The organism is Halomonas halodenitrificans DSM 735 (assembly GCF_000620045.1).
In the GTDB taxonomy this organism is placed as follows: domain Bacteria; phylum Pseudomonadota; class Gammaproteobacteria; order Pseudomonadales; family Halomonadaceae; genus Halomonas; species Halomonas halodenitrificans.
The window spans coordinates 12,558-25,614 of the sequence record NZ_JHVH01000002.1 but is presented as its reverse complement, the minus strand read 5'-3'; the positions used below and the strand labels follow the sequence as shown (position 1 = coordinate 25,614).

Annotated in this window: 14 protein-coding genes; 12 read left to right on the top strand and 2 right to left on the bottom strand. The window is 62.2% G+C overall.

Going from position 1 to position 13,057, the window contains the following annotated elements:
• Positions 1–16: 16 nt before the first annotated feature.
• Positions 17–448, bottom strand: coding sequence for a protoporphyrinogen oxidase HemJ (gene hemJ, locus Q358_RS0101995; protein ID WP_027960508.1), 432 nt, complete (start codon positions 446–448; stop codon positions 17–19).
• 40 nt (positions 449–488) lie between these two features.
• Positions 489–2,330 (bottom strand): chloride channel protein, encoded by a 1,842-nt coding sequence (locus tag Q358_RS0101990; protein ID WP_027960507.1) that lies wholly within the window; start codon positions 2,328–2,330, stop codon positions 489–491.
• A gap of 109 nt (positions 2,331–2,439) precedes the next feature.
• On the opposite strand from Q358_RS0101990, the gene argC reads away from it, so the two are divergent.
• The 12 genes from argC to atpE all read left to right on the top strand — a co-directional run bounded on the left by argC (position 2,440) and on the right by atpE (position 13,020).
• On the top strand, positions 2,440–3,474 hold the full coding sequence (gene argC / locus Q358_RS0101985; RefSeq protein WP_027960506.1) for an N-acetyl-gamma-glutamyl-phosphate reductase: 1,035 nt from the start codon (positions 2,440–2,442) through the stop codon (positions 3,472–3,474).
• A 129-nt stretch (positions 3,475–3,603) separates the two neighbouring features.
• Positions 3,604–3,957, top strand: a complete 354-nt coding sequence (gene erpA, locus Q358_RS0101980; RefSeq protein ID WP_027960505.1) for an iron-sulfur cluster insertion protein ErpA — start codon at positions 3,604–3,606, stop codon at positions 3,955–3,957.
• A 114-nt stretch (positions 3,958–4,071) separates the two neighbouring features.
• Positions 4,072–4,860, top strand: a complete 789-nt coding sequence (locus Q358_RS0101975; RefSeq protein ID WP_084286409.1) for a transporter substrate-binding domain-containing protein — start codon at positions 4,072–4,074, stop codon at positions 4,858–4,860.
• A 107-nt stretch (positions 4,861–4,967) separates the two neighbouring features.
• Entirely contained in the window at positions 4,968–5,639 is a 672-nt protein-coding gene (locus tag Q358_RS0101970) for an amino acid ABC transporter permease (protein WP_027960503.1), read from the top strand.
• A 33-nt stretch (positions 5,640–5,672) separates the two neighbouring features.
• On the top strand, positions 5,673–6,440 hold the full coding sequence (locus tag Q358_RS0101965; protein WP_027960502.1) for an amino acid ABC transporter ATP-binding protein: 768 nt from the start codon (positions 5,673–5,675) through the stop codon (positions 6,438–6,440).
• A 554-nt stretch (positions 6,441–6,994) separates the two neighbouring features.
• Positions 6,995–8,899 (top strand): tRNA uridine-5-carboxymethylaminomethyl(34) synthesis enzyme MnmG, encoded by a 1,905-nt coding sequence (gene mnmG, locus Q358_RS0101960; RefSeq protein ID WP_027960501.1) that lies wholly within the window; start codon positions 6,995–6,997, stop codon positions 8,897–8,899.
• Positions 8,896–9,546: a 16S rRNA (guanine(527)-N(7))-methyltransferase RsmG gene (gene rsmG, locus Q358_RS0101955; protein WP_027960500.1), complete on the top strand. Its 651-nt coding sequence runs from the start codon at positions 8,896–8,898 to the stop codon at positions 9,544–9,546. Before mnmG ends, rsmG begins: the two co-directional genes overlap by 4 nt.
• Positions 9,547–9,577: 31 nt before the next feature.
• Positions 9,578–10,348 carry a ParA family protein gene (locus Q358_RS0101950; RefSeq protein ID WP_027960499.1) on the top strand — a complete coding sequence of 257 codons (771 nt, stop codon included), beginning with the start codon at positions 9,578–9,580 and terminating at the stop codon, positions 10,346–10,348.
• A 36-nt stretch (positions 10,349–10,384) separates the two neighbouring features.
• Positions 10,385–11,308, top strand: a complete 924-nt coding sequence (locus Q358_RS0101945; RefSeq protein ID WP_027960498.1) for a ParB/RepB/Spo0J family partition protein — start codon at positions 10,385–10,387, stop codon at positions 11,306–11,308.
• A gap of 177 nt (positions 11,309–11,485) precedes the next feature.
• Positions 11,486–11,887 carry an ATP synthase subunit I gene (locus Q358_RS0101940; RefSeq protein WP_027960497.1) on the top strand — a complete coding sequence of 134 codons (402 nt, stop codon included), beginning with the start codon at positions 11,486–11,488 and terminating at the stop codon, positions 11,885–11,887.
• A 7-nt stretch (positions 11,888–11,894) separates the two neighbouring features.
• Positions 11,895–12,722, top strand: a complete 828-nt coding sequence (atpB, locus tag Q358_RS0101935) for a F0F1 ATP synthase subunit A (protein WP_027960496.1) — start codon at positions 11,895–11,897, stop codon at positions 12,720–12,722.
• A gap of 70 nt (positions 12,723–12,792) precedes the next feature.
• A complete protein-coding gene (gene atpE, locus Q358_RS0101930) occupies positions 12,793–13,020 on the top strand; it encodes a F0F1 ATP synthase subunit C (RefSeq protein WP_023006402.1) in 228 nt (75 codons plus the stop codon).
• Positions 13,021–13,057: the final 37 nt, after the last annotated feature.

Genomic DNA, 13,057 nt, shown 5'->3' with positions numbered 1-13,057 from the left:
CTCACGCTGGATGCCATCAGAACGGCTTGAGCACGGCGAGGAAGATGATGATCAGCAGGGCGAACACCGGCAACTCGTTGAACCAGCGGAAGAACACATGACCACGCCGACAGCGCGCCTCGGCAAACTGCTTCAGATAGATCAGGCAGACATGGTGATACCCTACCAGCAATGCCACCAGCAAGAGCTTGGCATGGATCCAGCCCTGGGCCAGCCAGCCGGGGTTGAGCACCAGCATGATTCCACCGAAAAGCAGCACGGCAATCATGGAGGGCGTCATGATGCCTCGATAAAGCTTGCGCTCCATGACCAGGAAGTGGTCAATCGCCTGCTGTTCACCACGATCACGTGCCTGGGCGTGATAGACGTAGAGCCGCGGCAGATAGAACATGGCGGCGAACCAGGTCACCATGGCGATAAGATGCAGGGCCTTGAACCACAGATACATGGGAATTCCTTGCGAAGCTGGACAATATGGAAGGGCGTCATCAGTCACCGACGCGATAGAAACGTTCGATGGCGCCACGCGTAATGATACCGGAAATCCGCTTCTGCTTCGGCCGATGACCATGCTCAACGTAGAGCGCATCGAGCATCGAGTCATTGAGCTTGCTGAATGCCTCGGAGAGGGTGGCCTGCAATCCTATCGGCGCGAGCTCCAGGCGCACACCGGGTATCTCCAGCAGATCCACAGGTGGCAATTCGGTCTTCGCCTTGCTCTTCCTGCGCTTCCTCGCCGCCATCTCCTCGACGGATTCGACCTTCACGCCTTCCCCTGCGGCACTCTTCTTTTCCGCCGCCTGCTCGCTGAGCCAACGGGCGAGGTCAGCGGCCTCGAGCGCCAGCACCGGCTTATCACTGCTGGAACGCTCGATCAGGATCCACACTGGCTCCGACTCCAGCAAGGCGTGAGCCTTTTCGCGGGTGACCATGCGCTGGGTACGCACCAACCGCCGTTCCATCACCGCCGGCACCGAGACCCGCGAGAGCGCCTGCATCAAAGGTTGCTGAAGAGGATGGCGCCCCGGGCCCGTCGCGCTCACGAAAAAGCCACTACAACGGCATAGCTGGCGCGAGGTCAAACAGGAAACCACCACCGCCAGCATGCCGGGCAGGATGATATTCGGGTTGTGAGTCAACTCGAGCAGCGCCATGAGCGCCGCCAGCGGTGCCTGCAGGACCGCCCCCATCATCGCCGCCATGCCCAGCATGGCGTAGAGAGCCGGGTCGGATGCCTCGATGGGCAACAGCCACTGGCCGGTCAGACCGCACAATGCCCCGGCCGCCCCACCCACGACCAGCACCGGGCCGATGATGCTCACCGGAATTCCGCAGGCCACGGTACCGGCCGTCAGCAGCAGCTTGCCGATGGCCACGGCGATCAACACATCCACCGCCACCGAACCGCTAAGGGTTGCCTGCAGGGTGTCGTAGCCCATGCCCTGCACCTGAGGATACCACCAGGCCACGACGGCGACGGCGGCGCCGGCCATCGAGAAGCGTAGCGGCAGGGAAAACGTCGCCAGCCGCGGCCCCATACGAGAGACCCGGACGAACAGGCCGGCCAGCAGACCGACGACCAGGGCACTGACGATGATCCATGGCAAGTCGAGCAGAGAGGCGAGATGCAGGTCGGGCACGCCGATGGCCGGGTCCGGCCCATAGACCATCTGTGCCACCACCGCCCCCATGGTGGAAGCCAGTATCACCGGCATGAAGCCGATGATGGTGTACTCCATCATCACCACTTCCATGGCGAAGATAACGCCGGCAATCGGCGTGTTGAAGGAGGCGGCGATACCCGCCGCCGTGCCACAGGCGACCAACACTCGCAGGCTGTTGTGGGGCAGGCGCAGGCGCTGACCCAGGCCGCTGGAGGCGGCGGCACCGAGGTGAATGGCGGGTCCCTCGCGGCCGGCGGAGAGTCCCCCCAGCACCGAGACCTGACCCACCAACCATTGAGTCAGCCAGTTGCGCAGCGGAAATCGACCCTGATGATAGGCCAGGCGGTCGATCACGTGTACCACGCCAACCTGCCGACGAGCCTGGGGGAGAAACCACATCCACAGACCGATCAGCAGCGCCGCTACCAGTGGCATCAGGCTACGCAGTACCGGCGAGATGGCTTCGAATGCCTCGGGATTGTCGGTGGGAAACAGCCATAGCCCCCCCAGATCCAACAGGCTACGAAACCCCACCATCAGGACGCCGGTCAAGACTCCTGATATCACACCCAGAACGCAGAGTTGCGGCAAGGCATCCACGTTGGCAAGCTGGTGGCGAAAGCGCTCCAGCCCTTGACCGACATCGAAGCGTGGCAAACGCGGCACGTCGTGGTTTCCTTTACGACTGAGTGACGACCCCTCCGGTCCTTCACCTGTGTATCATATTCCTGCAGGGCGATGACAGCCCACCATCCCTCAATCCAAGGAGGTTTCCGTGATCAAGGTCGGAATCGTCGGCGGTACCGGTTACACCGGTGTCGAACTGCTCAGGCTGCTGGCTCAGCATCCCGAGGTGGAAGTCGAAGCCATTACCTCACGCTCCGAAGCAGGCCTGAGCGTCGCCGACCTCTATCCCAATCTGCGCGGGCACTATGATGGCCTGACCTTCAGCGAACCCGATGCCCGGCGTCTCGGCGCCTGTGACGCCGTGTTCTTTGCCACACCCCACGGCGTCGCCCACGCCCTGGCCGGTGAGCTGCTGGAGCATGGCACTCGCGTCATCGACCTCTCCGCGGACTTCCGCCTGCGTGATGTCGTCGAGTGGGCCGACTGGTACGGCCAGCCCCATGGGGCACCCGAACTGCTTGATGAGGCGGTCTATGGCCTGCCCGAGATCAACCGCGACAGGATTCGCGAGGCTCGTCTGATCGCCGTCCCCGGCTGCTATCCTACCGCCGTCCAACTCGGCCTGCTGCCGCTGCTCGAGGCCGGCCTGATCGATGCCGATAACCTCATTGCCGACTGCAAGTCCGGCGTCACCGGTGCCGGCCGCGGTGCCAAGGTACCTTCACTGATGGCCGAGGCCAGTGAATCCATGAAGGCCTATGGCGCCAGCGGCCATCGCCACCTGCCGGAAATCCGCCAGGGACTGAGCGATGCCGCCGGACGGGCGGTGGGCCTGACCTTCGTGCCTCACCTGACACCCATGATTCGCGGCATCCATGCCACCCTCTACGGTCGGCTCAACGGCTCTCATGACGATCTTCAGGCACTATTCGAGCAACGCTTCGCAGACGAACCCTTCGTCGACGTGATGCCGCCGGGCAGTCATCCGGAGACCCGTAGCGTCAAGGGGGCCAACCTCTGTCGGCTCGCCGTACACCGGCCCGCCAACAGCGATATGGTGGTGGTGCTCTCGGTAATCGACAACCTGGTCAAGGGCGCCTCGGGTCAGGCGATCCACAACCTCAACCTGATGTTCGGCTTCGATGAGAACGCCGGCCTCGCCGCGCCGGCGCTGATGCCCTGAGCCGGCCCTCCCTCGAACATTGAGGGCGCCAAGGGGAGGTCGCAGAGGAGGTTCTGAGCCACAAAGTTGACCCTTTTGCTGGGGATTGCGGATAATGATTGGTCACACTTCCATCCTCTGGAGTCCTCCATGAGCGAAGCCGAATCCTTCGTCCCCACCCCTCTGATGCTGTCCGACAGCGCCCGGGCCCGGCTCTGCGCGCTGATCGCCGAGGAGGGCAACAGCGAACTGAAGCTGCGTGTCTATGTCACCGGTGGTGGCTGTTCGGGCTTTCAATATGGTTTCGATTTTGCCGGCGAAACAGCCGACGATGATACCGTCATCCCGTTCGGTGACGTGGCACTGGTGGTCGACCCTCTCTCCTACCAGTATCTGGTGGGCTCCATCGTCGATTATGAGGAGGGGCTGGCAGGCGCCCGCTTCCTGGTCCAGAACCCCAACGCCAGCACCACCTGCGGCTGTGGCGCCTCCTTCATGGTATAGCGCCTCCTCCCTAGGGGTTGGAGCGTGAGATCACCCAACTTGACGCTCTACGGGAATCTCGCCAAGGTTGAAAAGGCGAGTCCCATCAGAACGTCCTAAGAACAGGGGAATCTCATGAATCAGTCCAGTCCGTCTTCACTTCGTCTGAAGCACACTCTTCTGGCCAGCGCCCTGGCGCTGGGCACCGGCCTGGCCGGCTCTGCCCAGGCCCAGGACACCAGCGTCAATGTGGTCACCGACCCCAGTTTCGTACCCTTCGAAATGCTGGATACCGAGACCGGCGAGATGGTCGGCTTCGACATGGATATCATCAACGAGGTCGCGGAGCGCGCCGGCTTCGAGGTCAATCTGACCACCATGGAGTTCAACGGTATCATCCCGGCCATCCAGACCGGCAGCCAGGAGATCGCCATCGCCGGTGTCACCATCACCGAAGAACGCTCCGAGATCGTCAACTTCTCTGACCCCTACTATGATTCGGGCCTACGCATCATGGTGCGCGCCGACAATGACGACGTGGAGAACCTGGAAGACCTTGAAGGCCTCACCGTGGCCACCAAGATCGGCTCCACCAGCTACGACTTCCTCCAGGAAAACCTGGGCGAGAGCAGCGAGATAACGCCCTATCCGGGCACCTCCGACATGTATATGGCGCTGCTCGGCCGCAACGTCGATGCCACCTTCTATGACGCCCCCAACGTCGGCTACTTCGCGCAGACCCGTGGCGAAGGCCGTACCAAGGTGGTCGGTCCCCTCTATGAGGGTCAGCAATACGGCATCGTCTTCCACCAGGGCAGCGAATGGGTCGAGCCGGTCAACCAGGCGCTGGCCGCCATGAAGGAAGATGGCACCTACGACGAGATCTACGCCAAGTGGTTCGGTGAAGCGCCCAGCGAAGACTGAGACGTTTCCCATCCCGATTGTCACCCTGAGGGTGGCGTGAGTATCCGCGGGGCCGGGCGGTGTGACCACCCGGCCCCGTGCCGTTCAACACTCCCGGAGAACTCCTCGTGGACGTGACCTTCCAATTCGACTGGGCGGCCGCCTTCAGTTCGATACCACACCTGTTGCCGGGCGTTCCCTGGACGCTGCTGATCTCCTTCGGCGGTCTCGCCATCGGCTTCGTGATCGGCATCGTCTTCGGCCTCATGCGCATCAGCCCGCTGGTGTGGCTGCGCCTGCCTGCCATCTTCTATATCGAGGTATTTCGTGGCACCCCCATCCTGGTCCAGGTGCTGTTTATCTTCTACGGACTGCCACAGGTTCTTGGCGAGCCGATCAATGCCCTGACCGCCGGCATCGCCGCCATCGCCGTCAACTCGGGTGCCTATATCTCGGAGGTAGTCCGGGGGGGTGTGCAGTCCATCGAGCGCGGCCAGCGTGAGGCTTCTCTCTCCCTGGGCCTGTCGCGTACCCAGGCCTTTCGCTTCGTCATCTGGCCCCAGGCCCTGCGGCGCATGATTCCGCCACTGGGTAACCAGGCGATCATCAGCATCAAGGATACTTCGCTGTTCTCGGTGATCGGGGTTGGCGAACTGGTGCGACAGGGGCAGATCTATATCGCCACCACCTTCACCGCCATGGAAGTCTACCTGATGGTGGCAATGCTCTACCTGGCCATCACCTGGACCCTGTCGATCCTGCTGCGCCAGCTCGAGCGCCGCGGCCTGGTCGGCCAGTGAACGGGTTAACAACGCGCAAGGGAGGCCAAACACATGACCCAGAAAGACGCGACCACCACCGCCATCGTACGCATGGAGAAGGTCAACAAGCACTTCGGCAGTCTGCATGTTCTCAAGCACATCGACCTGGAGATCATGCCCGGCGAGGTGGTGGTGATCATCGGCGCCAGCGGCTCCGGTAAATCGACCCTGATTCGTTGCATCAACGGCCTGGAGGAATTCCAGGAGGGCCATATCGATGTGGACGGTAATGAGCTGACGCCCCACGGCAAGAGCGGCCGTGCGCTGCAGAAGATCCGTACCGAGGTGGGCATGGTGTTTCAGCAGTTCAATCTGTTTCCCCACCTCAGCGTGCGCGATAACGTCACCCTGGCCCCCTTGAGAGTACGCGGCTGGAGCCGGGAAGACGCGCGGGAGACCGCCGACCGCCTGCTCGACCGCGTCGGCATCGCCGACCAGTCCGATAAGTATCCGACCCAGCTTTCCGGTGGCCAGCAGCAGCGCGTCGCCCTGGCGCGAGCCCTGGCCATGGAGCCACGGCTGATGCTGTTCGATGAGCCCACCTCCGCGCTGGATCCGGAGATGATCGGCGAGGTTCTCGACGCCATGCGCGAGCTGGCCCGGGAAGGCATGACCATGATCATCGTCACCCACGAGATGGGGTTTGCCCGCGAAGTCGCCGACCGCGTCATCTATGTCCACAAGGGCGAGATCGCCGAAGAGGCGGCTCCCGAGAAGATCTTCGATAGCCCCACCGACGAGCGTACTCGTCACTTCCTGGCGCGGGTGCTCCAGCACTGATCTCGGCCTTTGCCGCTCTGTCATAACAAGGAAATATCGATAGGAAGGGTCCTGGCGAAGCTCGCCAGGGCCCTTTTTTCGCCTGTGGACAGAATTTTTCGCAAACGCCTGAATTTCCGCTGTAACCCTCATCATGGAGGGGTTCGTGGATAACCACCTCAGTTGTTCACACCCACGGGCACAAGCCAGGTACCCGACGGTGGACAAGCGGTGCAGCGCTGGCGCTGTGGACAGAACGGTATTTCATCCACAGCTTTTCGGCGGCGAGTCCGCAGGCTGCCCGCCGTTTCTCCGGAAGAGAGTCACCAGTCTATCCTTTTGATATTGCTAACATTAGAAGGCTTATCAACAGATTTCCTCCACACCAGTAGTTACAACAACAACAGAACTTCTTTATTTATATACTGATATTAATTAATAGGGAGGGATGGGGTCATGACGTTGTCGGGGCGGGTGTGGAAAACCCTGACGATTACCCACAGGAGGTTTATACTGGCGGGCTGATTTCATCCCTTGACCGCAAGACAGGCGCCCCGGCGCCAATGAGGTGCACCTTGGATTATCCCGACCGCTTCGACGTCATTGTCATTGGCGGTGGCCATGCAGGAACCGAAGCCGCCCTGGCCGCTGCTCGTATGGGCTCTCGAACCCTACTGCTGACCCATAACATCGAGACCCTCGGCCAGATGTCCTGCAATCCCGCAATCGGCGGCATCGGCAAGAGTCACCTCGTCAAGGAAATCGATGCCCTGGGGGGTGCCATGGCGATGGCCACCGATCTCGGGGGAATCCAGTTTCGCGTCCTGAACGCCCGCAAGGGGCCTGCCGTGCGAGCCACTCGCGCCCAGGCCGACCGGGTACGCTACAAGGCGGCCATCCGTGGATTGCTGGAAAATCAGCCCAACCTGACCCTGTTTCAGCAGGCCGCCGGGGACCTGATCGTCGATAACGATCGGGTGCGAGGGGTGGTCACCGAAACCGGCATCCGCTTTCTCGGCGAAACCGTCGTGTTGTGCACCGGCACCTTCCTCGGTGGCGTGATCCATATCGGGCTCGACAACACTCGCGGCGGCCGCGCCGGCGACCCGCCCTCCAACCGTCTGGCCGAACGCTTGCGTGCTCTCCCGTTTCGCGTCGACCGCCTCAAGACCGGCACCCCTCCCCGTCTGGATGCGCGGACCCTGGATTTCTCGAAGCTGGAGGAACAGCCGGGTGACACACCGACGCCGATAATGTCGTTCATGGGCAGCCGCGATCAGCATCCCCGCCAGATGAGCTGTCATATCGCCCATACCAACGAGCGCAGCCACGACATCATTCATGCCAACCTCGATCGCTCGCCGATGTATTCCGGAACGATCGAAGGAACGGGTCCTCGCTACTGTCCCTCCATCGAGGACAAGGTCCATCGCTTCGCCGACAAGGCAAGCCACCAGGTCTTTATCGAGCCCGAGGGGCTGGATACGCATGAGCTCTACCCCAACGGCATCTCCACGTCGCTGCCCTTCGATGTCCAGCTCCAGGTGGTGCGTTCCATGCATGGGCTGGAAAAGGCTCATATCACCCGGCCTGGGTACGCCATCGAGTACGATTTCTTCGACCCACGGGATCTCCGGCATTCACTGGAAACCCGGTTCATCACCAACCTGTTCTTCGCCGGACAGATCAATGGCACCACCGGCTATGAGGAAGCCGGTGCCCAGGGGCTGCTGGCGGGACTCAACGCCGCGCGTCGGGCACAGGGCCGTGAGACATGGTGCCCGGGCCGGGATGAGGCCTATCTCGGGGTACTGGTGGATGATCTGATTACGCTCGGCACACGAGAGCCCTATCGCATGTTCACCTCGCGGGCCGAATATCGTTTGCTGCTGCGTGAAGACAACGCCGATCTGCGCCTCACCGAAACGGGCCGCGAGCTGGGTCTGATCGACGACGCTCGCTGGGCGGCCTTCAGCGAGAAACGCGAGGCCATCGAACGCGAGAGTGCCAGGCTCAAGGCAAGCTGGGTGCAACCCGGCAGCGAGGCGGCCGGGATCGTCGCCGAAAGGACCGGCAAGGCCCCATCGCGGGAGTACAACCTGATGGATCTGCTCAAGCGTCCGGAGCTCGCCTACGCCGACGTGGCGGAGCTACCCGGCATCGTGGGCAGGGCGGTGGATGATGAAACCGTGGCCGAACAGGTGCAGATTCAGGCCAAGTATCAGGGATATATCGATCGTCAGCGTGACGAGATCGCCAAGCTGAAGCGCCATGAGGCGACGCCCCTGCCCGCCGATCTCGACTACGCCCATGTCGACGGACTCTCCAACGAGATTCGCCAGAAGCTGCAGGAGGCGCGTCCCGAAACGCTCGCCCAGGCCTCGCGGATCTCGGGTGTCACGCCGGCAGCGGTATCGATCCTGCTGATCCACCTCAAGAAGCGTCGACTCCTCGATGATCACAAGGCGGCTCGCGCATGATGGACTCCCAGGCAACGGTGGAAGAACGTCTCGACCATGGGCTCGCCCACTTGAACATCACCATCGATTCCGAGCAGCGCCGTCGGCTGCTCGCCCTGGTCGGGCTGTTGCACAAGTGGAACCGCGCCTATAACCTCACCGCGATACGCTCTGCAGAGGAAATGGTCTCGCGCCACCTGCTGGACAGCGCCGCGGTGTTGCCCCACATCAATGGACGCACACTGCTTGATGTGGGCGCCGGACCGGGCTTCCCCGGGCTGGTACTGGCCATTCTCAAGCCGGAACTCGCGGTGACCCTGCTCGACAGCAACGGCAAGAAGGTTCGCTTCCAGCGTCAGGCGGCGATGGAGCTGGGTCTCGAGAACGTCACGCCGGTGCAGACACGAATAGAAGCCTTCGAGGAGTGCTATGACCAGGTCATCTCCCGAGCCTTCGCCAGCCTGGGAGACTTTACCTCGCTGACTCGAGAGCGGGTGGTGGCAGGCGGTCAATGGCTGGCCATGAAGGGGCCCGCCGTGGATGAAGAGCTGGCCGAGCTGCCGGTGGAGATTGTCCCGGTAGCCCGCCATCACCTCGAAGTGCCTTACGAGGTCGGCACACGCTTGCTGGTGGTGCTAGAACGCCGGACGCAAGCCCCGGCCCCCTGACAACCCGCGTTTCCCCGCAACGGAGTTGCCCGTGACCAAGATCATCGCCCTGACCAACCAGAAAGGTGGCGTCGGCAAGACCACCACCGCGGTCAACCTAGCCGCCAGCCTGGCGGCCCTGGATCGCCGTGTGCTGCTGGTCGACCTCGATCCTCAGGGCCATGCGACCATGGGTAGCGGCATCGACAAGCACGAACTCGACGGCAGCGTGCTCGAAGTGTTGCTCGGCGAACGCGATGCCGCCGGGGTGATTCTCGACTGTCCCGAGGCCGGTTATGCGTTGCTCCCCGGTAATGGCGACCTTACCGCCGCCGAGGTGGCCCTTCTGGATCGCGAGGCAGGACGCGAGCGCTGTCTGGAAAATGCCCTGGCGGCGGTGGCGCACGAGTATGACGTGGTGCTGATCGACTGCCCGCCGTCGCTTAACATGCTGACCGTCAATGGCTTGACCGCCGCCCATGGCGTACTGATTCCTCTGCAGTGTGAGTTCTACGCCCTGGAGGGGCTCTCCGCATTGCTCGATACCGTGGAGCAGATCAAGGACAGCGTGAATCCTGGCCTCGAGATCTTCGGCATCCTGCGCACCATGTTCGATGCTCGTAACAGCCTGACCCGTGATGTCACCAAGCAACTGCGCGACTATTTCGGTGAGACCCTGCTCAAGGCGACGATCCCGCGCAACGTGCGGGTCGCCGAGGCACCCAGCCATGGTCTGCCGGTCACCAAGTATGCGCGCTTCTCGCGGGGCAGCCAGGCTCACCGGGTGCTGGCCAAGGAATTGATTCGGCGCCTGTCGCTGTAACTCCTGTTGTGCAACATCAGTGATGAGGGAATGTCGATGACGCGTAAACGCGCCCTGGGACGCGGCCTGGATGCCCTGATCGGTGGCAATGCCCGCCGCCGCGAGAGCCTCGACCTGCCCGAGGTAGAGCTTGGCGATGATGAGATATCGCCCGGCAACAATCCCGCCACCGAACCGGACCCGACCGAACGCCTCGAGCGCCTACCGCTGGGCCAGCTGTCTCGTGGCAAGTATCAGCCGCGCCGCGATATCCAGCCCGAGGCCCTGGAGGAGCTGGCCGACTCGATTCGCGCCCAGGGGGTGATGCAGCCCATTGTGGTGCGCCCCGTGGCCAAGAATCGCTACGAGATCATCGCCGGCGAGCGTCGCTGGCGCGCCGCTCAGCTGGCCGAGCTCGACGTCATCCCCGCGGTGATCCGCGAGGTCACCGATGAGGTGGCCCTGGCCCTGGCGCTGATCGAGAATATTCAGCGCGAGAACCTCAATCCTGTCGAGGAGGCAATGGCGTTGAAGCGGCTGCTGGAGGAGTTCGAGCTTACCCAGCAGCAGGTAGCCGATGCGGTGGGAAAATCCCGTGCCCAGGTGACCAATCTGCTGCGCCTGCTGGCCCTCGACCCCGAGGTACAAACCCTGCTGGAACGCGGTGATCTGGACATGGGCCATGCGCGTGCCCTGCTGGTGTTGCCTGCCGCCAAGCAGCGCAAGGCCGCCCATGAGGTGGTCAATCAGGATCTGACCGTGCGCGCCACCGAGGCGCTGGTCAGGCGGCTTGCCGAAGGAGCGCCCGGCAAGGCCGAGCCGACGCCGCCGAGTCCCGACGTCGCCCGGCTGGAGACACGCCTGGGCGAGGTTCTCGGTGCCCCGGTGAAGATCCAGCATGGACGTGGTGGCAAGGGACGCGTGACCATACGCTACTCGAGTCTCGATGAACTGGATGGAATCCTGGAGCACATTCGCTAGGCGATGGGGTCGTGATGCACGTCAAGTTGTCGACAATTTCTGCGCCTTTGGTCGAAAACCGACCAAAAATCACCTGGAAAGCGTAGCGTCTCAGTTGAAGCGCCGACGGGGGTTCCCTATAATCCGCGGTGGTTTCGGCAGTGTGCTTGATCCGACCCCGTCAGCGGTGAAAAGACGATGAAACATCCCGTGAACCGCCGGCGTACCTTGGGCTGGCGCCTGCTGCGACTGGAAGTCCTGGTAATGTTCGCGCTGGTCGCCACATTCACCATCCTGTGGGGCCTCGAAGTAGGGCTGTCGGCCCTGTCCGGGACTCTGGTCGGTTTATTGCCCCAGACGTTCTTCGTCTGGCGTAGCAGCCTGGCACGGGGTGGTAGACAGGCACATCGGTTCGTGATGAACCTTTACCGTGCGGAAGCGGGCAAGTTTGGTTTGACGGTGGCACTGCTGGCAGTGGTCTTCGTGGTCGTGCCCCCCTCAAACCCGATTTCTTTCTTCAGCGCATACGTGGCGACCCATCTCATGCCCTGGCTGGCAGCATGGCTAAGGCGCGAGCGGTCGACCCCTCAACCGAGGTGATCTTCGCATGGCAGCAGGCAGTGATAACACGGCGGCTAACTATATACAGCACCACCTCCAGAATCTGACCTTCGGCCACCACCCCGAAAACGGCTGGTCACTGGCGCATAGCGCCGCTGAGGCCAGCGAAATGGGGTTCTGGGCGATTCACCTGGATACCATGGCCTGGTCCATCGCCATGGGGGTGCTGTTCATCTGGCTGTTCCGCAAGGCCGGCAAGATGGCGACCACCGGCGTGCCCGGGCCGCTGCAGAACTTCGTGGAAGTGGTCATCGAGTTCGTCGAACTCACCGTGCGGGGTGCCTTCCATGGTCGCAACCCCGTGATTGCACCGCTGGCACTGACGTTGTTCGTCTGGATCTTCCTGATGAACCTGCTCAAGCTGATTCCGGTGGACTATGCGCCTGAGCTGTTCGCTCGCCTCGGCATCGATTACATGAAGATCGTTCCGACCACCGATCCCAATGCCACACTGGGCATGGCCATCGGCGTGTTTGCCCTGATCATCTACTACAGCATCAAGGTCAAGGGCATGGGGGGGTTCGCCAAGGAGCTCTCACTGACTCCCTTCAATCACTGGTCCCTGATTCCCTTCAACCTGGTGATGGAAATCATCGGGCTGCTGGTCAAGCCGCTCAGCCTCGGCCTGCGTCTGTTCGGCAACATGTTTGCCGGTGAGGTGATCTTCATCCTGATCGCCCTGCTGCCCTTCTGGGTGGCATGGACCCTGAACGTTCCCTGGGCCATCTTCCACATCCTGATCATCACCCTGCAGGCGTTCATTTTTACCGTGTTGTCTGTCGTCTATCTGAGTCAGGCTCACGAGCACCACTGAAGTCGACCCCCTTGCAACACCCTTAACCTTAACCCTTAACCCAAAACTACTCTCAATCAGGAGCACTACCATGGAACTCGTCTATATCGCTGCCTCCCTCATGATCGGCCTGGGCGCTCTGGGTACCGGCATTGGCTTCGCCATCCTGGGCGGCAAGCTGCTCGAGTCTACCGCACGCCAGCCGGAGCTGGGCGACCAGCTGCAGACCAAGACCTTCCTGATGGCCGGCCTGCTGGACGCCGTGCCGATGATCGGCGTGGGCATCGCGATGTACCTGATCTTCGTTGTTGCCGGTTGATGCATGACAGCACCGAGCGCCCTGCGCTCGGTTTGCT